At 44.7% G+C, this 24,899-nt stretch carries 13 protein-coding genes; 8 read left to right on the top strand and 5 right to left on the bottom strand.

Annotated elements, in window-relative coordinates:
* Positions 1-39: 39 nt before the first annotated feature.
* From WCW_RS01185 to WCW_RS01165, 5 genes are all read left to right on the top strand, one after another.
* Positions 40-648 carry a Fe-Mn family superoxide dismutase gene (locus WCW_RS01185; protein WP_013181352.1) on the top strand — a complete coding sequence of 203 codons (609 nt, stop codon included), beginning with the start codon at positions 40-42 and terminating at the stop codon, positions 646-648.
* Between the two features lie 132 nt (positions 649-780).
* The gene (gene accD, locus WCW_RS01180; protein ID WP_013181351.1) at positions 781-1,629 is read left to right on the top strand and encodes an acetyl-CoA carboxylase, carboxyltransferase subunit beta; all 849 of its coding nucleotides are present in this window, start codon (positions 781-783) and stop codon (positions 1,627-1,629) included.
* Between the two features lie 11 nt (positions 1,630-1,640).
* Positions 1,641-2,090, top strand: a complete 450-nt coding sequence (gene dut / locus WCW_RS01175; protein WP_013181350.1) for a dUTP diphosphatase — start codon at positions 1,641-1,643, stop codon at positions 2,088-2,090.
* Between the two features lie 35 nt (positions 2,091-2,125).
* Positions 2,126-2,575: a PTS sugar transporter subunit IIA gene (locus WCW_RS01170; protein ID WP_013181349.1), complete on the top strand. Its 450-nt coding sequence runs from the start codon at positions 2,126-2,128 to the stop codon at positions 2,573-2,575.
* An 11-nt stretch (positions 2,576-2,586) separates the two neighbouring features.
* On the top strand, positions 2,587-3,303 hold the full coding sequence (locus WCW_RS01165; RefSeq protein WP_013181348.1) for a PTS sugar transporter subunit IIA: 717 nt from the start codon (positions 2,587-2,589) through the stop codon (positions 3,301-3,303).
* Here WCW_RS01165 and WCW_RS01160 read toward each other — a convergent pair.
* The 5 genes from WCW_RS01160 to tkt all read right to left on the bottom strand — a co-directional run bounded on the left by WCW_RS01160 (position 3,300) and on the right by tkt (position 21,465).
* On the bottom strand, positions 3,300-13,763 hold the full coding sequence (locus WCW_RS01160; RefSeq protein ID WP_013181347.1) for a DUF3638 domain-containing protein: 10,464 nt from the start codon (positions 13,761-13,763) through the stop codon (positions 3,300-3,302). The two genes, WCW_RS01165 and WCW_RS01160, sit on opposite strands and share 4 nt — an antisense overlap.
* Positions 13,764-14,277: 514 nt before the next feature.
* Entirely contained in the window at positions 14,278-16,893 is a 2,616-nt protein-coding gene (locus WCW_RS01155; RefSeq protein WP_013181345.1) for an ATP-dependent Clp protease ATP-binding subunit, read from the bottom strand.
* A gap of 110 nt (positions 16,894-17,003) precedes the next feature.
* Complete coding sequence (hemG, locus tag WCW_RS01150; protein WP_049767096.1) at positions 17,004-18,386, bottom strand: protoporphyrinogen oxidase; 1,383 nt, start codon at positions 18,384-18,386, stop codon at positions 17,004-17,006.
* A 4-nt stretch (positions 18,387-18,390) separates the two neighbouring features.
* Positions 18,391-19,428, bottom strand: a complete 1,038-nt coding sequence (hemE, locus tag WCW_RS01145; protein WP_013181343.1) for a uroporphyrinogen decarboxylase — start codon at positions 19,426-19,428, stop codon at positions 18,391-18,393.
* Positions 19,429-21,465, bottom strand: coding sequence for a transketolase (tkt, locus tag WCW_RS01140; RefSeq protein ID WP_013181342.1), 2,037 nt, complete (start codon positions 21,463-21,465; stop codon positions 19,429-19,431).
* A 155-nt stretch (positions 21,466-21,620) separates the two neighbouring features.
* Here tkt and WCW_RS01135 point away from each other — a divergent pair, with 155 nt between their 5' ends.
* From WCW_RS01135 to WCW_RS01125, 3 genes are read left to right on the top strand one after another with little or no spacing between them, the layout of a single operon-like run.
* On the top strand, positions 21,621-23,285 hold the full coding sequence (locus tag WCW_RS01135) for a SulP family inorganic anion transporter (protein WP_013181341.1): 1,665 nt from the start codon (positions 21,621-21,623) through the stop codon (positions 23,283-23,285).
* Position 23,286: 1 nt separating this feature from the next.
* Entirely contained in the window at positions 23,287-23,628 is a 342-nt protein-coding gene (locus tag WCW_RS01130; protein ID WP_013181340.1) for a zinc ribbon domain-containing protein YjdM, read from the top strand.
* Between the two features lie 18 nt (positions 23,629-23,646).
* Positions 23,647-24,681 carry a hypothetical protein gene (locus WCW_RS01125; protein ID WP_013181339.1) on the top strand — a complete coding sequence of 345 codons (1,035 nt, stop codon included), beginning with the start codon at positions 23,647-23,649 and terminating at the stop codon, positions 24,679-24,681.
* The last annotated feature ends 218 nt before the right edge of the window (positions 24,682-24,899 follow it).

Here is a 24,899-nt window from a genome sequence, read left to right as displayed (position 1 = left end):
TTGTTAAGATAATTGTAAACATTAACCTTGGAGAAACAAATGGCAAATACATACACACTTCCCGATCTTCCCTATGATCTCGGCGATTTAGAGCCTGTGATTAATGCAGAAATCATGGATCTCCACTACAACAAGCACCACAAAACCTATATTAATAATTTAAACAACCTCCTCGAACAACTTGAAGAAGCCCAAAGCAAAAAAGATATTTCTAAAGAAATTTCCCTACAGTCAGGCATTAACTTCAACGGAGGAGGTTATATCAACCACTCGATTTTCTGGACGAATCTGGCTCCTAAAGGCAAGGGCGGCGGCGAAGCGCCTTCCGGTCCATTAGCAGATGCCATTATGAAAGATTTTGGTTCGCTCGACAAACTTAAAGAAACAATGACAGCAAAAACAGTCGCCGTGCAGGGTTCAGGCTGGGGCTGGCTGGGCTATAACAAAAGCGAAGACCGCCTTGAGATTGCGATTTGCCAGAATCAAGATCCTCTAGCGGCTAAAGGCCTTGTTCCTCTTCTGGGAATCGATGTTTGGGAACATGCTTATTACCTGCAGTACAAAAACGTACGTCCCGATTACGTGAAAGCGATCTGGGAAATCGTCAACTGGAAGAATGTTTCGGAACGTTACGAAGCAGCGCTATAAGTTTACACAACTATACTGAACATCATTTTTTCCAATGATGTTCAGTATATCTTCGCGGTCTTCGCGTTCATTTGTATATAATTAATAGTTTTTGTTATAATAGCTGATTAATTAATTGTTTAAGGTATTGTCATGCGTTTTTTTTCAAGAGATAAACCTAAAATCAAGGTGCAGTCTTCTAAAAAAGACGGTTTTAGCGGATGGCTGAAATGCACGCATTGCACTGAATTGATCCACACCAACGAGCTGGAAAAAAATCTCAACTGCTGCCCCAAATGCAGCTATCACTATCGCTTGACAGCAAAACAAAGGATCGAAGCTCTGGCTGACAGCGACTCTTTTCAAGAGATGTTTCAGGAGATCAAAACCGCAGATCCCCTTCAATTTATCGACTCCGAAAAATACCCGGAGCGCATTGAATTTGCTCGGAGAAAGACCGATATAGATGAAGCCGTTATTGTCGGCACTTGCAAGATTGAAGGGATCGAGGCTGCGTTAGGCGTCATGGATTTCCATTTTATGGGAGGATCGATGGGCTCTGTCGTCGGCGAAAGGCTCACAAGGATGATTGAACACGCAATCTGCCATAGGCTTCCCGTCGTGATCGTTGCTTCCTCCGGAGGAGCTCGCATGCAAGAATCCACTCTTTCCCTAATGCAAATGGCCAAAACCTCGTCAGCTTTGGCACGTCTAAGCGAAGAAGGACTTCCCTATATCTCGATCTTGACCAACCCGACAACTGGAGGGGTCACTGCATCGTTTGCATCTCTTGGAGATATCATTATCGCCGAACCAAAGGCGTTGATCTGCTTCGCCGGCCCCCGCGTGATCGAGCAAACAATCGGCCAACAACTTCCCGAAGGTGCACAAAAATCAGAATTTCTCTTGAAACATGGAATGATTGATTGTATTGTTAATCGACATGACCTGAAAAACAAGCTGGCAGAGTGCCTTTTCTACCTTATACCTGCCGACAACTGAGAGACAGACCGATGCATCAAGAACCCATTGAAATTCCAATAACAGCTAACGACGATATACAGCTTCCCTCTTACAGTTCGGAGCTTGCTTCCGGCGCCGATGTTCGCGCACATCTTCAAGAAGAGATGGTGATCACACCTGGGCAATCGGCACTGATTCCAACAGGCTTGAAAATGGCAATCCCCCCCGGTTATGAAATCCAGGTGCGTCCTCGCAGCGGATTAGCATTGAAACACCAAATCACAGTATTGAACACACCGGGAACCATTGATGCCGACTACAGAGGCGAAATAGGAATCATCCTCATCAACCACGGACATCAGAATTTTACTGTTTCTCCAGGAATGCGTATCGCACAGTTCGTCTTAGCTCAAGTTGTTCAGGCGCAGTTTGTCTTTGCTGGAGAATTAGCAGCAACTGCTCGAGGATCTGGAGGATTTGGGCATACAGGCACTCACTGAATTGATGAACCCATTAGCAATTTACGGATAGGTTCATGGTTAAAATCTCTGATTACTTGGATAAACAGTTCATCACATTTTTGGGGGTGGAAACGCGCGATGAAGCTTTGCTTGCGATGGTTGAGGTATTGGCTGCTTCAGGTAAGATTGATCATAAAGACCAATTTTTTCAGGCTCTCGTTGACCGTGAAACAATTGTCTCCACCGGAATCGGAATGGGAGTTGCTATCCCTCATGCAAAGCTGCCTTCTTACGACGATTTTTTTATTGCTATTGGCGTTTTGAAAAACGGTGTGGACTGGGACGCGCTGGATGGAGCTCCTGTCCGCTTAATTTTCATGATTGGGGGACCGGACGACAAGCAAACCGAATACTTGCAAATCCTGTCTGGGATCACTGTTGCGATTAAGGACGAAGAAAGAAGAAAAAAAATGTTAACTCTGAAATCCCCAACGAGTATGATAAAACTTTTTAAGGATTTTTAGGGGGTATTAAGATGGATCTTAAAATTAAAGATGTCGCCGACCTGCTCAATGTCTCGGAAACCACCATTCGAAGATGGTTGACCGATGGAAAAATTCCCGCTTATAAGATCAACCACCAATATCGGTTCAACCGTTTGGAAATCGAAAACTGGGTGATGGGTCAGCGGGTGAACCATCCTCCTCATTCCAATACACTGCACGAAAAGAAAGAAAGCAGCTCAGAAACACAAACAAAAGGTGGAAGAAAGCAGTTTAGCTTGTACCGGGCAGCCCATCAAGGGGAAATTTTAACGGATATTGCAGGAACAACAAAAGAAGAGGTCATCCGAGGCACCATGCAACGGATTGCCAAAAATTTAAACCTCGATCCGGAAATTGCATCCGAACTCCTCCTGCAGAGGGAAAAGCTGCAATCAACAGCACTTAACCACGGCATCGCCCTCCCCCATTCAAGAGAGTCGATCATCCGCGCAGGAAAAGATGCTGTCTTTATCGTTTTTCCTCATCAACCGCTTGACTACGGCGCTTTAGATGGGGAACCCGTTCATACACTCTTTTTCCTTTTTGCTTCTGACGATAAAAACCACCTTCATCTGCTGGCTAAAATCGCTCACCTCAGTATCCAAGAGGAGACGCGGGAATTCCTGAAAACCTGCCCTTCGAAAGAAAAGCTGCTCTTATTCATCAAAGAATGGGAGGGAAGCATCCAAAAGGTATTGGATGCTTAACCTGTTAGTTCCTCAAAAATTTTATAGAGATCACTTTCTGTATAATTTTTTGTATATCTTTGAGGTTTTGCCGGAAGGATTTTCGTTTCAAACAAACGTTGGCAATCTTCCGGCCCTTTATCCCGCAGCCACCCTCTCAATGCTTCTTTTTCCTCTTCCGATCCGTAATTGATCTCGCCATTGAAAAATTTTGCCTGTACGTACAGCCTATAGAACTTTTGCAGATCCTCTTCCTCTGTAAAAGGCAAGACATCAGAGCGGTCGTCTCCTGTTTTGAACACAATATTCGGCTTAGCTGTTCCGATATTCACCTGCACAGCCTGCCACCCCTTCTTATTAGCTTCTCTAATAAATGTTCGACAGCCTGATTGAGCTTCATGAATCGTCGGAATAATCATTCTCCACCCTTTCTGTCCTTTGACGATCACCACATCATTCACAGTTTTTCGATAAGTGTAAAAAATTGTATTAGCGACCCGATCAAAATCTAAACTGTTTTCCACTTGATATTTTTCGGCATGATCAGATTTCACCATTTGCCTCTCTACTCCGGAAGAAACATAAATTTCAGGATCAAAAGCTCCGATTGTCGCCGACATCTGGCGAAGATTACCTGAAACAAATCCTCTCAAAGAGAGATCTATGAGATTATCCTTTGTGACAGGGCTAACCGTTCCACCTGAACCTTCAGAGACAGGTTTTCCAGCTTGAATCACTTTTTCTGCCTGTATAGCGACTTCTCCCTTAACTTCTGCATCAAGTTGCACCATTTGTTCCATTTCCACTTCAGCAACCGCTTCTACTTCCACCTGCTGCCCACCCTCCACTGCAGCGCTATCGATCTGATCCGGCATCCAATCTGATGGAGGATCTTTCCTATCCCTAATTTCTTTAGAGATTTTTTTTAATTGGCCAGCTAGTTTTGATGAGGCTTTCTTTCCAAGAGCCTCCGCCATTTCTTGTGCTTTCTGCGCGGTATTTTCCCTGGTTTTTTCCAAAATCTTAGATGGATCTTCTTGAATGCGCACCTGAGCATATTCATCAAAAATTTCATCCTGAGGACGCCGCTTGGTTAATGCTCTGCCTAAGACAGAGGCTATCCGGTGAATGTCATCATCCGAATTTTTCTCATCAACAATGATCTCTGCACAGCTTTTCAAGATTTCTTGAGAAGGCCTTCCTTGAATTTTACCTTTCTCAGCACGGAAATTATCCTCAGACTCCCGCCTTGCTTCGTTTGTCAAACAAAACGCTAAAATATCCTCGATCGTTAAATCTCGATTATCTTCATCTCCCAGAATCAGCTTTTTCACATCTTCTGAAACAACAATATCGATATCCTGCTCTTCATGAAGCTGCCTCAATCTCCAGACCGCTTGAAACAGATCTCTCACAAATGTTGTTTCACCCACTGTGACGATAGCCTTTGCTTTGCGTCCTTGTTTGATATCAGCACCTACAGTATGAGCTTGGTCATACAAAGTGTGGCACTGCATCAAATCTCCTTGCTCGGCAACCTCAATCGGCAGCGGCTTGCCTTCGGATCCCATTTTTTTCACAATCTTTCCAGATTCATCAAAATAGACCCCGGATTGCCCTTCCAACCCTTCAGCCTCAGCCTTTTTCAAGCAAGCCGTGACATAATCCACATTGGTCTGCCCTCTAAGATAGGCGCCAGTATCAATCGTTGCTTGATAATGCTCTGAGACAATTCCGGCTCCATCAATCAGAGATTCCATCGGCTTCTTGGGATCATAAACAAACGTCTTCACTTTGACGTTTCTTTCCAATAAAAGAGCCCAGGTGCGCCCATCTGTTCCGGGACTCCGTTCCGCCTGGATTTTATCATGAAACGTGTGCAGATTCCATGGAGTGCCTGTAAATCCGGAAAAACTTCTCACCATTGCCGGCGCATCATTAGACACAGAGTTTACGCGATTGGGAGCCTGCGTCATCTCTGAAAGGACATACCTGCTGGCAAAGGACAATCTTCCTAAAGGCGATTGATTGATCACATTTTTAAGCGCTTCCACCTTTTCTTCCGCGGCAAATGCTGCAAGACTTGGATCTTTTCCAAAAACCCCCTCAAGATCCAATTTTTTCATCAATTCTTTAAACTCTTTTCCCGCATCAGTTTCATCTATATTGATCGTTTGATCGATATTCGCTGCCCGCAGCTGCTGTATTGCCATATTGTGTAAAGCAGCCACTGCCTTATACACCTGTTCATAGGAAACGCCATATAGCACATAATCCTGCAGCGTGAAGCTGATTCTTTCCACAGTATCGTCAAATTCAGATCCAACACTTGGCGCCATGCTGGCTTTATAGGGAATCGTCCATATACTTCCTGGATCTCTTCCGTAATTGACATTTCCTATTCGAGACAATGTATTTCCATACCCCCGATGCAAAAAGGCCTTTGCTGCAGCCACCTTTTGATACATTTCAGGATTTTGCGCTTCCAGACTCCGGATAAATTGGGGGATTTCTCCTTTAAGTGAATCATCATCAAAAAGATATTGGATAAATTCATTTCTCCCTATTTTCCCTAATGCTTCCCCGTTCTCATCGTAATAAGCTCCTCCTAACGCCTTCATTAATTCATGAAGACGTTCGGGAGGAATGGAAGCATTGGTATTATTGAGCAGAGCCGTTTTCAACTCCCCAAGCGGTGTTCCCTCGTCCGCGTTGAGCAAAATCTCCATCAGCTCACTGCCTGTCTGATAGATCGTTGGATTGATCTTCTGAGGTTCCCCAAGGGCGAAATTCACCTCTTTTCTCACATCCAGGCATGCATCAATCTCATCAGCTAAGACATCGGTTCGATCATGGAACAACTTCATGATCTTGCTCATGATTCTTAACTGCCCCATGATTTCCGAGATTTTCTCTTCTTGAATATACCTTTGTTCAAGAGGAATCTGCGATAACTGATTTAACAGCTCAAAGTAGGCATTTCGAAAACTTAGCATGCTGCTTTTAGTTGTCGGAACAAACCCTTTATTTCTCACAGTTTCTAATAATTGGATGTAAGTCTCTTGCAGTGCCTCGACACTGCGGTCGCTGTGCCGGTTAAATTCAAAACGGAAAATCTTTTGACCAAACAACTCGCGATTGGTTGCGTCCAAATCACGGCAATTCGTCTCATAAAGCGCCTCGGGAAGCATAAGCATCACAAGGTTAGTTCCTGTTGCTTTTCCGTAAGCCAGAAGTGGAGAAAGAACTTTTGATTTTCCTGCCCCCATAATGAGCTGCCTAGCCGCATTGGGATCATCGATCATCTCTCTTATGGTAGAAATCTGCTCCGATCTTAGGATAATGCGGTCTGTGTGCTCCATAAACAATAAATTTCGAAAATCGGGATCGCTGCCTTTAGATAAAACAAGGTTTGTCAGCCCCTTATCCTCTTCTAAGATCTCTCTTAAAACCTTGTGATGATCCGGGTTGGCGAAAAGATCTATGATGTCTTCTTTATTCTTAACTGGATCCAACTTTCGCAATTGACCTGCCAAACGAGACTCTTTTCCATCAAGCTGCGTTTCCAAATGCTTTTTGATATCAGAGACGTGCAAAACCATTGCGAGATCTGTAATCGTTATTGCCCTTTTCGGTACAAACAGCGTGTAATTCCGTTTTGCTTCTAATGACTGAACAAGAGCTTGAGCAATCTGCTGATCCCCCTCATTGGAACTTCTGGAGCCGCAAGTGGCAATGTAGGCATCGACTGAGTGGACCACGTTATCCATATGCTGCAATGTTGTCGAAACATCCAAATAGGACGTGATCAACACATCAAGCTTAACAAGTTCCGCTTCTTCCATTCTACCGATTCCCAGCTGCTTCAATGGATTTTCATCCCAAGGCTGTTTTGTTAACTCCCCTCTTCTCCACAAATTGATAAGGTAATCCAGATTCGGCTTGGCAGCCTTCCCTGTCAGCCTTCTCATCATTAAGGTACCGGCAGGCGTGTTAAAACGTTCCACCTGCTGCAATAAATCCTTTCTCAGGCGGCTTTTACGAGATTCCAGTTCCTCCTTTTGATCAACCAAATGCGCCCGCAATTTTTTTGCCTGCCCTCGAGTGATCTTAATTGCCCTTAGATCCGCTTTATAGGCCCTCATATCCTTCCGATAAACATCAGCAAGCCTTTTGACAGCCTTCTCACCGCTTTTTGCCAGCCGATCAAACACCTCCTCGCTGATTTCCGAAGGATCGATAGAAGAAACCGTATAGTAGCGTTGATAATCATGGAGGCGCGCATCTCCCAAAATGGCATGCTTCCCCTCTTCAGGTGTGACAACTTTTTTTATTTTTTCAGGTTCTGGAGTCTCTCCGATCAACTTCTCTAATTTTTCAATCTCTTTTTTTTGCGCAGCTTTTTGCGTATAAAGCTCTATTTCCCCCTTTAAAAGAGACTCTACGGCATCTTTCAAGTCATCGGGAGGATTCTCAAAAAGCTCCCCATACACATCTCCTACAGTTTTTTGAGGCAACTCCTCAACATCGGACACCTCTCTTTTTTGCATTTTTTCCTCACCTGAAGAGATCTCTACCTCACCAGAAGAGATCTCTACCTCTTTCAAGACCTGAAGAATGCTGCCAATTCGCTGGATCGTTTGATGACTGCCCGAACCATACAGCTGTTCATTAGCAACTCGTTGATACTCCTCTTCGAACGAAGGAAGTAGTAAACTCTCATTTTTTTGTTTAATTTTTTCAACTCTTCGATCATAGTCTTCACAACATTTCACCATTCGACGAAGCATTTTTAATTGCGATTCAAATTCAGTTCTTGCGATTTTGCTAACTACCATTTTCTCAGCAAAAGAATGCTCGCCATCTTTAACAATTGCTTCCATTACTTCAGACATTCGATCCTCAACATTTCCGATCCTCTCCTCCAAAGACTTTTTAGCCTTGGCAGAGGTTGATTCATCTATATCAAACAACAAAGCCGCAAGATTATTCGCATTATCGAAACGTTTCTCCCTTGTGCTGGCAGATCCTTTGATCTTCGGAAATTTTCCGTTGACAACATTCTTTAATTTCTCGAGTTTCCCTTCCTTAGCAAGCTCAGCTACACGCAAAAGATAAGATTGCCCTATTTTAATTGCATCTCCAGCAAAAGGTGAAAGTTTCTCAGAAGGAGGATTTAAAGAGATAAAACGGACCTTTTCCACAAGCTGTTTAAATTCCACCGATTCCGGATCAAGGGTCATCAGCTGATCAAAGACATAACCAAAATGATCAAGCACCCATTCAGGACGTCCAAATGTCACCTCGGGAATATTTTCACTCGATCCAATGCAAGCCCATAGGTAAAGGGCATCGAGATCATAGTCAAAAAACTCCTCTTCTGAAGGTTCTCTTAAATCAATTTCTTCAACATTTTGTAAAGCGCGCACAAATTTAGTCTCTTCAACTTTGGGTTGTAGGACGAAAGTCTCGGCATTTGCCCTGATAAATTCCCTAGTAAGTTTCAGCGCTCTCAATTCTGAATCGGGAGTTAAATCTAAGCCGGGATCGGAGCCGGATAATCCAATTTCGCGATCTTTCAACGATGTGCGGTAGCTGTGGTAAAGTTCCACAAGCCTTTCCATCCTCTGAACAGGTTCTTCAAATTCCTCTTTCTTTCCTCCTCTTCTGATGTTCTCCAATCGATGATCTTCAAAAATTTTATCTTGAAAAATGGCTGCGTGAAGCTTAATTGCCTTTCCATTCGGACTGTTGTCCGGCCACTTTCCAATCCAATCGAACAGCTCGTTATACTTAGGCGAATATCCTGTGCTTGTTTCTGCTTTTTCAAGATAATATTTTGCACTTTCATAATCTTTGTGAGTGAAGCAGGCATAAGCTAAATAGGCGTATGCATCGGCACTTTGCGCCTGCAGGCGGTTTGTTTCAGTGTTCACTGTGAACTCGTAAACAGCGCTTGGTTCAAATCCTTCAGGACAAACAGATTGATACTTTGGAATCGATTCGCCAATACGGTTGCGCAGCTGCTTAAATTGCCTGGAAGGGATCAGAACTTTTTGAGCTCCATCCTTTTGGAGGAGTTGGAAATGATCGAAAGTCTCCGGTAAAGGGACAACACGGTCGATTGGGCGCCTGATACCGGGCCGAAGCCCCAAGGGAGCCAGAGTCCAGCCAGGAAAAGAGGAAGAGACAGCACCATTTTCAGTGATCTTGTAGGATAGTCTTGCTCCGCTGCTGGCAAGCTCTAAGCGGGGATATTCAAGGCGCTTGACAACTCCGGAAGAGCCTGCCGTCAAAATGAAATCCTTATCTTCAATGGAGGAATACTGAATAAGATTTCTTCCGGAAATAGCAAGAAGCTGATTAGAATCTGCAAAACGAAACTCTTTGATTTGAAGCGGGCCGCCTCCTTCATCCCTCCCAAGAAATATGGTTGCATATGGATTCGAATCCTCTTGATCAAACACATAGATCCGATCCAACTCTCTGTCCACCCAGCAGCTTCTCTCTCCAATGATTGCGGCCACCTTAGGAGGAAGATCAGAACCAGTTAACAACTCCCCTTTGGCAATTTTATCTTGACTTTCAAAACGATGATGGGACACCCACTTCGAAACACTATTTTCTTCTATCATTCTTTCAATCACAACTTCGGGTTTTCCATCTAAAGGAATCCCTTCTTTATCGACCTTTTGCCTGAGAACAATGCGCTGCCCTGGGAATTTTTCGTGTGAATATGCTGTCACGCGAAACTGTTCATCCTCAAGATTAGGAGATCCTTTGATCTGCCAGGCATCATTTAACTTCGAACCATACAGCTCGACAATTTCAGGCTCTTCTTTAAGAAATGAAGGCAGCCGCTCAATTCTTTCCCCTCCTGCATAGATCATTCCTGTTTCAAGATTGAATTGATAAGTCCTGCTTTCTGCATCTGAAGCTTCGTAAATGGGGAATTGGCTCTCTTTCCAATCTAATTTTTTTCCAGCAATTTCAGGGTTAAATCTGAGAATTAACCCGTTGATGAACTTACTTCCATCATCTTTTTCTGCACGCGCTCTTAGTTTTGGCATCATCACGCATTTAAGCAGTTCAAAAGACTCTTTCAACTTCGGATCAACGGAATCGCCTGGTTCATACAAAAATTGAAAACGCTCCATTGCGTATGCCATCAAATTAAAATCTTGATCTGTATGATCTGAATTTTTATTATACAGTTCCAGATAGTGATTAACGACGTAAGGGAGAAGGCTTTTTTGTTTCTTCTCCTCTCTTTTAGAGGTTTGACCGATGGAATCGATCATCCACTGGATGATGGTCTTTTCAGGATTTACCGTAATCAGGTTCGACAACAGCTTTTTTTCATCTGGATTCAATGAAGACGCTTCAACAATAATATCTTTAATATTACCAAGAAGATAAACAAGATAAGCTGCTGTTTCCATCTCTTGATTGATTTGAGCCAGACTGACTTCTCTATTCAATAATTTGATCGTCGAAATTAAGAAAGGTTTATGTTCTTCATAGTTTTCCTTGCTCAAAAGAAGTTCGAAGGCATGATGATTGAAAAGCTTCGTCTCAAAAAACCAACGAAGAGAAGGAATTTTAAAAAAATTGGGATGTTTCAAATAGATGTTTAATGAGGAGATCACCTGTGCGCGGCGGTCATCCTCGGTAAACCCATCTGTATAATGAAAGTGGTTTCCAACTCGGGAGCCTCGTTCTTTATGATGGCTAGAACACAAATTATCAGCTCTTCGATTAGTTTGCTGTAGGAGAAGCAGATCGCGCACCTGATCAGGAGTTAACTTTCTTTCGGCAAGAAGATTCTCACAATACTCTCCTGTGAAATGATAAAGCATATACAAGGGAAAATACTGGTGCCCCTTCCGCGCTTCCTTAGGATCACCAGAAGTATCCCCATAATTTTCACAATTATCTTTGGAGCATCCAAGAGGGCACAATTCCGTGGTGTAACGATTCGCCAACTCTTCGGCAACATTTTTCGCATAACTTGGAGCTGTGTATGAGATTTTAGAATCAAATTTACTCACATCTCTTTTCCACTCAGACACCCCTTCACATCGAGTATATGGTAAACCGTTCCAATTAAAATCCAGACTGAAATCAAGAGGCTCCTTCCCTCTGAGTTGAGACCTGACTCGTTGAGAAGTTTCAAAGTCTATTTCCTCATAATTTATTGAATCATTCCATACATTTTTACCCTGGATAGTTTTATAGAGCAAATCACCTGCAGCAATCGCTGAATATTCACAGAGGTTCAGAAGCGGCTGCGAAATCCCTTCTAGTATCGCCTCGTAATCTCCTTTTAATTTGTAAATATGCCCTTCCTGAATTTCTGCATCTTTCATGATCTCATCAAACTGAGTGATACGGGCTTTATCCTGTAAAGAAATGCGGCTGTTTGACAGCTCGGTTAAGTTCTTGCGCGCTTTAAATGCCAAAACAGAAAGTCCCTCTTTTTTACCCGGATATTTCCGAGAAATGATTCCATACGCATAAAGGTTCAGCATCGATAGCGTTAAAGCTTCATTAAAAGAAGAGTGAGACTCTTGCAAAGACTGCTTAGTAATGGCAACGCCCATTGTTTGAAAAGCTTGCAGGATCTCCTCAGCCTTTGGATCAATTTCATTCCATAAAGCATCTCCTGGAGGAGGCAGGGCCTTCACCATGGTTTGCGCTTCATACGACGCTCTTTTTATCTCTCCGATTTCCATTAACTGTTCACAACGCTTGGCAAATGCGTTGATTGAATCTACAGGTTTACCAGGATCAAATCCCGTAAATGGAGGATCCACTTCCTTAAACGGATCTGCAATCATCGGGATATCTTCCAGCTCAGGCGTCTCAACAGCTGCTTCAACGTCTATCTTTCCCAATCCCGTTTGCAAAGCGACTTTTTTGGACAAGTCCGGTGTTCTTGGAAGTGTTTCATCAAATAAAGCCAACACCCTCTCCAACTCATGAGAAATCTTTGTCATTTCCAATCCTTGCTCCAAAAGCTCATCGCCAATCAACTCTCGTCGATTCGTTTCAACAATATCGATCAGTTGATAAGCCGTTGTACGCACAAGCTCCCGAGAAGCCGGATCTCTTAACCACAATTTATCTCTTTGGCAAAAATCCAGAAAAAACCGCAAGCGAGCAGCTGTTTCAAACCGCTTAGCATCTGCAACATCTCCATCTGACAACAGCTCGCTTTTGACATACGACATAATCTCCGATACATGACCTGAAGAAGATCTGTCGATGGTTTTCTCTGTTGCCTTACTCACAGCCACAGTAGAGTTTGGAAAATGGATCTGCTGTAAAAAGACATTTCCAGCCTCTTCAAATTTCAGAAGTTCAGGAGTCGTTTGCATTTCCATAAAAATCGGTATGCGTGCTTGCAGCTCTGAAATGTTGACATCATGGATCTCTCTTTTCAATGAACGCGAAAGTGTTTCCACCCCCTCTTCACGATCAAACAGGCCAAGCGTTTCTTTGGACTGGCTAATCAAGGCAACAGAGCATGTTTTCTCACCTGTTTTCCCCACCTCCAGCAACATCTCAATCAATTTTCCATCCTGTTTGTACCCAACAGGAATCAGTAATTTATCACTCCCATCACTTGGCAGCGCACGAATATCTGCTTGTACTCTTTTCACCAGCTTTCCAAAGTCTTTTCTCTTGAATTTTTTTCGCAGCTGTTTTGTTTTCCTGGATATTGCCAGAGCGTTTTTCAAGCGATTGTGCAGTTTTTCATCCGCTGTCACCTCTTTCTCGCGACTGAGAAGTTTGATCATGTACTTTAACGACTGAGAAAGGGTTAAAGGCTCTGCTGTCATCGGACGGCCTGTGACTTCAGCCAACAGATTGATATCGCAGACCATCTCTTTTTCACTTCTCCCGCAAAGTTCCTCCCATAGTTGAGACAAAGACTCAAAAGGTTCAAATAATTGAGCAAAAAATTGAATTAGGGCGCGCTTAATGCGTGCAAAAGCTCCCTCTTCATTTTTGTCATAGCGGGAAAATCTTTCCAAAAGAACGCGATGGTTATTCGATTCCTTAACAACTGAATTTGTAATCCTTGGTTCGTCTGTACGATGCTTTTCAACTTTCCCATCCACACAAAGTTGATAATGAATCACTCTAACTTTAATGCGCTTCTTCAATATCTCCTCGTCCTTCTCAACCGAACCATCTTCCGGCTCAGCTATTGGCTCGTAGCCGGGAACGACCTCTTTTTCCTCAATTGAGGTAATCAAAATTTGCGCATTTCTCTTCCTTGCTCCTGACAAATGAAACAGAGCATCTTCTGATACTTGCTGGATGATACTCCGCCCCTCCGAGCGATCAGAAGATAAAACCACCCCTTTTTTTACACCAATTGCAAAATCCCACTGTTTATTTTCAGAACCTACGGATAAATGATTTTCATACTTGTGAGAACATGCGCGAAAATCTGATTGAAAGCTGCTCATTTTCCCTCTCCATTATCTATCATTACTCTGAATTTATTATATAAACAAATTAATTGAATGACAAATATTTTTTATAAATTAAAAAAATATTTAGCGATAGGGTATACTGGTCATGCTTCAAAATTAAATTTTCAGATGAGGAGGTGCCTTGAATTTGAGTCAGGCGAAGCCGGCGTTGAAACAACTCAACCTGAATAGGTTGAGTGATGCAAGCGGGTCTCAAAATCAAAGGCTAACGATGACGTCAAAAACCGAATCTTGAAGTTAATTCGGTATATACTGAAATGAATTCAAAATTCAGTGGCTAGCCGACAATGCATGAAATTTAATTTTGAAACATGATCTGTATACAAGAGCATGTAGGCGATTTAAGGAGAAAACTTCAAGAAAGCGATTGCCAACGAGGTCAAAATAAGTAGTATTTTTTTCACGATCTTCGCGTTAAATCCCTGATTGCGTCCATCTACAGCATCTGTCCGAGGATCAGAACGCAATCAGGGGTTAAAATCAGGAACTAAGATTTTCCGGCTTCTGACTCTTCTACCTGCTTTCTCCCCTCTTCGGATCCCGCTTCGTTGCCCTTGTCTTTTTGATCTTTCTTGTGCTTTTTAGATTTGGAATAAGGAAAGATCTCTTCATCGACAAACTTAAGCGCTTTGTCCTCAACGGTGACCAGGCAACGCCGGCCGTCGTGAGGATGAGCCAACAGGATCTCTGCCAATGGATCTTCCAAATACTGCTCAATTGTCCTGCGCAAAGGACGCGCGCCCATTTCCGGCTGAAACCCTTTGTCCACAAGAAAATCCTTTGCACTCTCATCAAGATGAATAAAGACTTCCCTCTCTTCCAACCTTTTTTGAAGCTTGGCAATTTCAAGATCGATCACCTCAATCAGGTGTTCTCGATCCAGTGGATGGAAAATGACCATGTCATTCAAACGATTGATGAATTCAGGCTTGAAATGCTTTTGGACAGCACCTTCGATCTTCTCTTTGATATGATCGTAATCCATTGCTCCGTTTGTCGCTGCAAACCCCACTTCGGTGCTCTTTTTGATTAAATCCGCACCGAGATTCGAGGTCATGATGATCACTGTATTGCGAAAATCTACTTTTCTTCCGAAAGAATCTGTCAGCCGCCCATCCTCTAAAATTTGTAGAAGCAGGTCCATCACATCAGGATGCGCTTTTTCAATCTCATCAAACAAAACGACAGAATAAGGACGCTGGCGCACCTGCTCGGTTAATTGCCCCCCTTCCTCATGACCAACATATCCCGGAGGCGATCCGGTCATTCGACTAACAGCGAACTTCTCCATGTATTCAGACATGTCCACCTGGATCAAAGCATCCTCGCCTCCAAAGAGATGCGTAGCAATCAACCGGGCAAGAAGCGTTTTTCCTACCCCGGTAGGGCCGAGAAACATAAATGCTCCGATTGGCCGGTTGGGATCTTTAATCTGGGCACGGCTCCTTCTGATCGCTCTGCAAATTGTTTTGACGGCATCATCCTGTCCGACTAAACCTTGGGTGAGCAACTCCTCCATATGGAGCACTTTTTCTGTTTCCCCTTCCGTCAACCTATTGAGAGGCACTCCTGTTTGCCGAGCAACGACAGCCGCTATATCATCGTCTTCGACGACAACCTGATGCTCTTCCTTATTCACTTCCCACTCTGCACGAATCTTCTGCAGCTGCTCTCTCAGCATCTTTTCCTGATCGCGCAGGCCGGCAGCTTTTTCGTACTCCTGCTTGCCGATCGCCTCCTCTTTGGCAATTCTCACTTCTTCGATATCCGATTCGATCCTATTGATCTCTTGCGGCTGATTCATCATGGAAATGCGCATCTTAGCCCCCGCCTCGTCCAAAAGATCGATCGCTTTGTCGGGAAGAAAGCGCCCATGAAGATACCGATCGGACAACACTGCAGCAGCCTTCAAAGATTCCGGCGTATACACACACTTGTGATGCTCTTCATACTTCCCCTTTAACCCTTTGAGAATCTCATAAGTCTCATCGACAGAAGCTGGAGCTACCATCACTTTTTGAAATCGCCTCTCCAGCGCAGCATCTTTTTCAATATGTTTTCGGTATTCGTCTATCGTTGTCGCACCAATACACTGGATTTCCCCTCGGGAAAGCGCCGGCTTTAAGATGTTGGAAGCATCGATCGCCCCCTCCGCAGCACCTGCTCCCACGATTGTGTGAAGTTCGTCGATAAAGAGCAGAACATTTCCATTTTTTCGGATCTCTTCCATCACAGCCTTGATCCGCTCTTCGAACTGGCCGCGGTATTTCGTTCCGGCAATCATCAATGCCAAATCAAGGGTGATCAAGCGTTTGTTCCTCAGGTTATCCGGTACATCCCCTCTCACAATCGCCTGGGCCAATCCTTCCACAATCGCTGTTTTTCCGACTCCAGCCTCTCCAATCAATACAGGATTATTTTTTCTTCGGCGGCAGAGAATTAAAATCAAGCGTTCAACTTCTTCGATCCTTCCGATCACAGGATCCATCTCCCCTTCCCGAGTCATCTCCGTCAAATCATATCCATAAGCCCTCAACGCAGGCATCTTGTCTGAAGAACTTACCCCTTTTTCGAATGGACGTCCTCCAGGCCCAATTCCGGCAGGTCCTTGACCTTGCTGGCCGGGAGGAGGAGGCTGCTGACCAATCGGCGGCAACTGCAAATTGAACGTTTCAAGCTCTTTCAACACTTCTTTGCGTACCTCGTTCAAGTTGACATTGAGATTTTCCAGAACTTGCGCGGCAACGCCATCAGTCTGTTTCAACAAGCCTAAAAGCAGATGCTCTGTCCCCACGTAGTTGTGATTCAGATTAGCAGCTTCGTCGTTGGCATACTCAAATACCTTTTTCACCTTGCCGGTTAAAGCCGGATCGCCATACACCTGGATCTCGGGGCCGAAACCAACCAACTTCTCCACTTCACTGCGCACAGTTTCAAAATCGATGTTCAAATTGCGGAGGACATTGACAGCGACACCCTGTCCCAACTTTAGCAATCCTAACAGAACGTGCTCTGTACCTAAGTAATTGTGATTTAGCCTCTGCGCTTCTTTCTTCGCAAGCTTGATCACCTGCTTTGCACGGTTAGTGAATTTATCAAACATCTGCCTTATACCTCGTTCTGGATTGCCAACTCGACTGTGCAAATCTCTGAGAAGTCGAGCTAGCCTCAGTTTAAATTCGATTCCGATTATTTGCAAATACGCAAAATTCCCTACACAGAGAAAAATTTTGCCATTCTCTCTACAATGCGTTTGCTGTTAGCAATGCAATCATTCACCGATACACCAGAGAAATGATTGCCGGCTAAAGTCATGCGCGGATAAATACGCGCAAGTATTGTGCCAATTCTCTCGACTTTTTCCATGTGCCCGACAAAATATTGAGGAATCGCCGACCGGACAATTTTTACCGATGCGGTGTCCGGTTCCGTACCGATTCCAAGATGACTTTCTAAAGATTTCACAGCAAGTGATTTAAGATGTTTTTCCGACTGATTAACGAGATCGGGGGCGCGCATGCCTCCAATCATCACTGTTAAACGGGTTTCCTCAGGAATCTGATTTTGCTGCGGAAAAACGGAAGAGTCAAAGACACAGCCTAAAATCGACTCGCGTTCCGATGACGGCACAAGATATCCGAATCCCTCTTTGCGCAGCACTTTGCGGAAGTAGGCCAACTGCACGACTGCAACAGAGGAGCCGGAAATACTCATTAAAAGCGTAGAAAGTTCACGATGCCGATTCTCAAAAAGTGGAGCAAGCTTAGCTGCCGGCAGCGTGGAAAACACATGATCTGCTGTCAACGTATTTCCATCTGCCAATCCAATTTCTAAACGATCGGCACAAGAACGTAGTGAAACGACAGCAGTATTGCAACGCAAGTGAGGCGCCAATACTTCTGCTAAAGCGCAAGGGAGCGTTTCCATTCCCTCTTTGAAGGAAAAAAGGGGAACGCGCGAGTAGTGTTCCAAAAATGGAGTTCCCGCCCTCTTTGCGCACCGCCTTCTCCGAACCATTCCTTTGCATACCGAACCGTACTGCTTTTCCCATTGGTAGAAATCGGGAAAGCAAGAACGGATGGAAAGTTTATTGATGTCGCCCGCAAAAATTCCTGTTGTCAACGGGTCGAAAAGTTTTTCTGAAACTCGGCTGCCAAACCGTCTGGTGATAAATGAAGCAATGGATTCATCAGGCAAAACGCTCTTTTTTCTAAACATCTCCCGCAGCATTACCCAAGGGAGAGTCCGAGTTAAAGGAGAGGTCAAAAAGGAGAGAGGGCCTGTTGGAAGCTTCCTTAATTTGCCGCCTGTCCAAAGATACCGTTTTTTCGCTTTGGGATTGGCAGCAATCACTTGCGATTGCAACTGAAGTTTCTCGATCAACTTCAATGTTTCCAATCCGTTTCCTCTGGTCCTCAAACTTCGGGGTCCCTGTTCAAATAAACTTCCTTCCACAAAATCAGTGCGGATGAGGCCGCCAGGACGATCGGATTGTTCGAGAATCGTCAGCTGGATTTTGCTTCCATAGCGCCTTTTAAGAAACCAGCCCAAAGACAAACCGCTGATCCCGGCGCCTAAAATCACGAAATGTTTCAATGATTCACTCCACAGCTTGAGTAATCGGAGAATACGCTTTGACAGTGTCGACAAAAGCTTTCACAGCTTCCGGAGACATATCGGGTTTAATGCCATGCCCCAAGTTGACAATATACCCGGGATCACCGTCCATTTCGCAAAGCATCCTCTTAACCTCCTCTTCAATCGTCGAAAAGGGAGCGTAGAGAAGATCGGGATCAAAATTTCCCTGCAAAGCAATCCTGCTGGGAATAAGATTCCTTAGGGAAGGTAAATGGGCATTCCAATCGAGGCTGATCGCCTGAGGATAGATGTTTGCTAATTCTTGAGCAAAGACAGAGGCTCCCCGGCAATAGATGATGACAGGAGGATTTGGCTTGCAAATCCCCTCCAAAATCGCATTCATGTAGAAAAGGGAAAACTCTTTGAACTGCCGAAAGCCAAGCACATGCGCCCAAGAATCAAAAATTTGAATCGCCTGAGCGCCCGCTGCCACCTGCATATCGACATAATCGATCGTCGCCTCTGCAATCAGAGCCAGAAGCGCGTGAAAGGATTCGGGATCGCGGTACATCCACTGCTTCGTCTGTTTGAAATCACGGCTTGTTCCCCCTTCAATCATGTAGCTGGCCACTGTAAACGGGGCGCCGCAAAATCCGATCAACGGAACCGATAACTCATTGCAAAGCAGCCGGATCGCATCAGCAACAAATCCAAGAGCCTCTTCGACGACAGGCTTTTTCAAAGCAGCAACATCTTCGCAGCTTTTTACAGGTTTTTCGATGATCGGCCCTTTTCCCTCTTCAAATCGAAGGCCGACGCCAAGAGCATCGGGGATCATCAAAATATCTGAAAAAAGGATTGCGGCATCCATTCCGAACTCGTGAATGGGGAGCATCGTCACTTCCGCTGCGATTTCAGGATTGCGGCACATTTCAACAAATGCGTATTGTTCCCGGATTTTTCTATACGAGGGCATATAACGCCCTGCCTGCCTCATCATCCAAACCGGCGGCCGGGATTGATTCTCGCAAGCGAGCGCCTCTAAAAGCAGAGTATTCATCTACAAAATCCGCTCTAAGATCGATTCAACTGTAAAACCAAATTCTTCAGCTAAAGCGTCTTGCGGAGCCGATGCACCGAAGCTCTCCATGCAGATCGCAATTCCGTCGCGTCCGATGTATTTATGCCATCCAAGATCAACGCCAGCCTCAATGCTGACACGACGCCCCAGATCGCCGCCAAAAACCGATTCTTTGTACTCATCGCTTTGATTCTCGAAAATTTCCCAACAAGGCATTGAAACAACACGGACGGATTTGTCCCGTTTCTCAAGTTCGCGCGCCACATCAAGGGCCAATGAAACTTCAGACCCGGTCGCCACAAGAAGATAATCAGGCTTGCCGCTTCCTTTCTTCAAAATATACGCGCCTCTTCCCATTCCCTCTTCATAAGGCACGCTGGTTTCTTCAAGCTCGGGAAGGTTTTGCCTGGTCAAAGAAAAGGCGGTCGGCCCATGGTATTTCAACGCAGCCAGCCACGCCATTTTCACCTCATTGGCATCGGCAGGACGGATGAATTGGAGATTCGGCATTGCACGAAGAGCTGCCATGTGTTCGACCGGCTGATGTGTTGGACCATCTTCTCCTAAGAAAATCGAATCGTGGGTAAAATGATAGATGACATGCGCACGCATCAACGAGGCCAGTCTAATCGCATTCCGCATATAGTCCGAAAAGGTCAGAAAGGTGCCGACAAAAGGCACGATCATTCCCGTGTGCTCGAGCCCGGAAGCGATGCAAGCCATGGAGAACTCCCTGACACCAAACTTAATGTTCCTACCGTTAAACGCCCCTGCGGAAACAACCGGATACTTTTCAAGCATAGTCATATCTGAACAGGATAAATCCGCAGATCCTCCGTATAGATAAGGAAGCCAGTCCGCCAGACTTTGGAGCAGAGTATGGGAAGCTTTTCTGCCTGCTATCGGATCCTTGATTTCAATTTCCCACAATTTCTTTTCAAAATCCTCGGGAAGCTCCCGTTTCTCCATCGCACAAAAGTCGCGGTAGAGGCCGGGATTTGCATCCGCCCAGGCATTGAACATGCGCTGCCACTCCTCTTCCCTTTCCTGATCCTTTTTCAGTTTCTCTTCAAAATAATCATAGACGGTTTGGGGAACATAAAAAGGCTCTTGAGGAAGTCCTAAAGACTCTTTGGCCGCCTTCACCTCTTCTTCTCCAAGAGGAGCGCCATGGACTTTATGCGTTCCCGCTTTATTTGGAGCTCCCTTTCCGATAATCGTTGTGCAAATGATCAGTGTCGGCCTTTCCTGGCTTTGCCTTGTTTCCGAAATGACCTGATGAAGCGCGTCGAGATCGTGTCCATCCACTTCCCGCACTTCCCATCCATAAGCTTCGTACCGCATCTTTGTTTTTTCCGAGCTGGATTCAGACAGCGGACCATCCAAAGAGATATGGTTGGAGTCGTAAAGGACGATGAGGTTGTCAAGTTTCCAGTGGCCTGCCAAAGCCGATGCTTCCGATGAAACCCCTTCCATCATATCGCCGTCCGTCATGAGGACAAAGACCTTGCTATCGAAAATTTGGTGCCGATCGGTGTTGAAGCGGGCGCCCAAGAGCTTCAAACCCAGCGCCTGCCCGACACTATTTGCAATTCCTTGCCCCAAAGGACCTGTTGTTGTTTCCACACCAGGAGTCGTCTCTTCGGGATGTCCGGGAGTCTGTGAATGGAGCTGCCGAAAATGCTTGATCTCATCCAAAGAGAGATCAAAACCTGACAAGTGCAGGCAGGAGTAGAGCCACATGGAGCCGTGGCCTCCGGAAAGAATCAGCCTGTCTCGATTTTTCCACTTCGGACTTTTAGGATTATGGCGCATAGCAACACCATAAAGGTAAGCGCCGATCTCGGCGCATCCCATGGGCATTCCGGGATGACCGGAATTTGCCTTCTGCACAGCATCCATGGAAAGAGTGCGTATCGCATTTGCCGTTTTTTTCAGAATCTGTTTTAAGTCGGGGTCAAGAGGCTGAATGCCCTCATCGATCTCTGCAAGTGATTCGTGGTTTTCATTATCCATAAGCTATAAGGGTTCCTTTACTTAAAATCATTTCTCTTTTTATGTTATCCTGTTAGAAGGTTTATACTCAAACAACTTTCAGAAATCGGAGCACTCCTCCACAATTTACTTCATTAATTGTTAGAAACTTAAAAAAGTATATAAGAATTCCCACGATGCAGGCATTGACCCCAAAACTTTTTACCCTCCTTAAAAGCGGATATTCCAGATCTGATCTGAAAAGCGATGCGATTGCAGGCTTGACAGTCGCAATTATTGCCTTGCCGCTGGCAATGGCACTGGCGATTGCCTCGGGAACATCTCCTGATAAAGGGCTTATTACAGCTGTGATTGCTGGATTTTTGATCTCTTTTCTAGGCGGATCCCGCGTGCAAATTGGAGGTCCGACAGGAGCGTTTGTCGTTGTCGTTTTCGATATTATCGCCAAGCATGGCTATGAGGGATTGATTCTGGCAACATTCATGGCGGGAACAATTTTAATCTTAGGAGGTTATGCAAAGCTGGGAAGGGTGATCAAGTTTATCCCTCATCCGGTAGTCACCGGCTTTACAGCAGGCATTGCAGTCATTATCGCATCTTCGCAGGTCAAGGATTTTCTTGGGCTGAAAATGGCGCACGTTCCAAGTGATTTTATCCCTAAATGGATCGCTTATTTCAAGGCTCTGGAAACATTCAATCCAATCACCATCACCATCGGACTTGCCACATTGTTGGTCATGATCTTTCTACGCCGCTTTGCACCAAGATTGCCAGCTTATTTAATCGCTATCAGCATCTCGGCAATCATCGCTGCCATTTTTCAAATTCCCATTGAAACAATTGGATCGCGCTTTCCAGATATCCCCAACGGATTGCCGATGCCTAAGCTTCCCGTATGGGATTTCGCTAAAATCCAAAACGTGGTTCCCTCTGCTTTTACCATCGCCTTTTTAGCAGGAATTGAATCCCTGCTATCTGCTGTCGTAGCTGACGGAATGACCGGCTACAAACACAGATCCAATCAAGAGCTGATTGGACAAGGAATTGCAAATATCGCTTCATCCCTTTTTGGCGGGTTACCGGCAACAGGAGCCATTGCTCGAACAGCAACCAATATTAAAGCTGGTGGGAAAACGCCGATGGCAGGAATCTTTCACGCCATTTTTTTACTGCTTTTTATGCTGTTTGCCATGGATGTCATCTCTTTTATCCCTATGGCGGCTCTGGCTGCCGTTTTGTTTGTTGTTTCTTGGGGAATGAGTGAAATTGACCACTTTATCCACATCTTCCGTTTATCTTGGGCAGACCGCACTGTCATGATGCTGACTTTTTTATTGACCATTCTCGTTGATTTACCGGTGGCAATTGCTGTAGGCGTCACACTAGCCAGCCTTTTATTCATGAAACATATGGTCGAGACCGTGCAAATCAAATCCGAATGGAGAAAGCTTGAGATTTATGATGAAAATGACGAATACGAGACCCAAAGGGGCGATTTGCCTGAAGGTGTCGAAGTGTTTCAGATTACCGGACCGTTTTTCTTTGGAGTGGCAAGCCATTTGATCGATGCGCTTAAATCCATGGGACAAACACCTAAAGTTCTTATATTAAGAATGCGCCTAGTTCCTTATCTCGACGCAACAGGGGAAAGGGCTTTGGAATCGGTGATCAAGCAGTGCAGCGACCAAGGTGCGCAAATCATCTTAAGCGGCCTCCAGCCCCAACCTATGCAGATCCTTAGAAATGCAGGCGTTAAAGACAGAGAAATGCATGTCGTGTATTGTGAGAACTATGCAACGGCACTAAAGGAATCAGAAAAAATTTTAAACAAAGAGATGTAATATGGAAGCGTTTCCCCCCTGTCCAAAATGTCAATCTATTTACGTGTACGAGAACAGCGGATTATTGACCTGCCCTGAATGTTCCTATGAATGGACGCAAGAGGCATCTGAAGAGGGCGATGGCGTTAAAGTTATCCGGGATGCTAACGGAAATGAGCTGAAAGACGGAGATACCGTTACGGTAATCAAAGATTTAAAAGTCAAAGGGTCTTCTTCAATCATCAAAGTCGGAACTAAAGTCAAAAACATTCGGCTTGTCGACGGCGACCATGACATTGATTGCAAAATTCCCGGAATTGGCCAAATGGGTTTAAAATCTGAGTTTGTTAAAAAATCAACATGAAAAAAAATATTTTAAATCATGTCAGTAGATAAAATTATTTTGAGATCGACCGCTAAATTTGCGTCGACACCGACTCCTCTTCCGCAAATATGCCGAGTGACTTTCCTTGCATTTCACAAGGTACATCGCCTGTGGAGATGGGTGCGCTTGGGAAATATTTACAGCAACCCGAACAATTTTGCCCAACTTGCTGCAGGCCACGGCATCAACTACATCATCGGCGATTCAACTCTAGTCAGGATCTCTGCGATCTCCGTTCTCATTTCCACACGAATTCTCCAGGCGGTCAGCGAATATGAAAAGCTGCAAGACGCCTGGTTGAAGATGAAGGATGCTTTCCAGCATCATTACCCCGAACCAGTCCGCTGCAGCTGGGATCAAACACACAATTTTCTCTCGCTTTCTTCTATCATTTGGATCAAAACAACCACAAAAACCACTTGGTGCAGAGTGCGCCTGATTGCCATTGCCATTTTTCGAGTAGGCAAACACTTTATTTTATTGAGCTTACGGATGTCCGATGCAGTTGAAGCCTTCACATTAAAACCAGAAATCAGAGAGGAAAGCATCAATCTGATGTTTGTCAATACGGCAACATGTTTATCAAAGTTGGTTGATAATAAGGATTTTTTGTTGGAAAGGCTCGAATCAAACCAGAAAATTATCGAAAAAGTGTTAAAGGGGCTTGGGTCGCAATTAACTTCCGATGCATTGATCGACACAGTGGAAGAAGCTCTTGAAAAGACCTCATCGATCCGCCGGACGACATCTTCTATTAACGATCATATTGGAGAGTTCATCTCCGCTTGCGGAAAAAAATGGACTTATGAATTCCTGCGTGAAGTGGGCTTGCGCCATCTGGTTCCAAGCACTCTCCTTCCCCCTTCAATGCCTCCTTGGGAAGAGCCTAAGAGACGCGAGTTAAAACAATATCCTCCTGACAGCTGGCTGAAAAGGCCCAACATTAAGATACAGGAAAAGAAAAAGAGTTTTTCCAGTCAAAACCCTTTAACCGGTTTTGTAAAAAAACGGGAAAATCGAACTTGGGTATAACCTGTGATTGTGCCCTAATCTCGTTTATCAAGTGATTTTAGTGATTCAGATGTGAATTTACGTTCCGAAGAGCAAGCTCTATGAGCTTACCAAGGAAGGTAAATTTCACAGGTGGATTGCTAAAATCGCTTGATAAACATCTGATAGCTGAACGTCATCTTTCGATAAATTTCTCCTCCATCTGTAGCGCTTGGCCACAGATTAGGACGCAATCACAG

Source organism: Waddlia chondrophila WSU 86-1044 (genome assembly GCF_000092785.1).
GTDB classification, from domain to species: Bacteria; Chlamydiota; Chlamydiia; order Chlamydiales; family Waddliaceae; genus Waddlia; species Waddlia chondrophila.
Note: the sequence above shows the minus strand (reverse complement) of the source record. Positions and strands in the feature narration are given on the sequence as shown.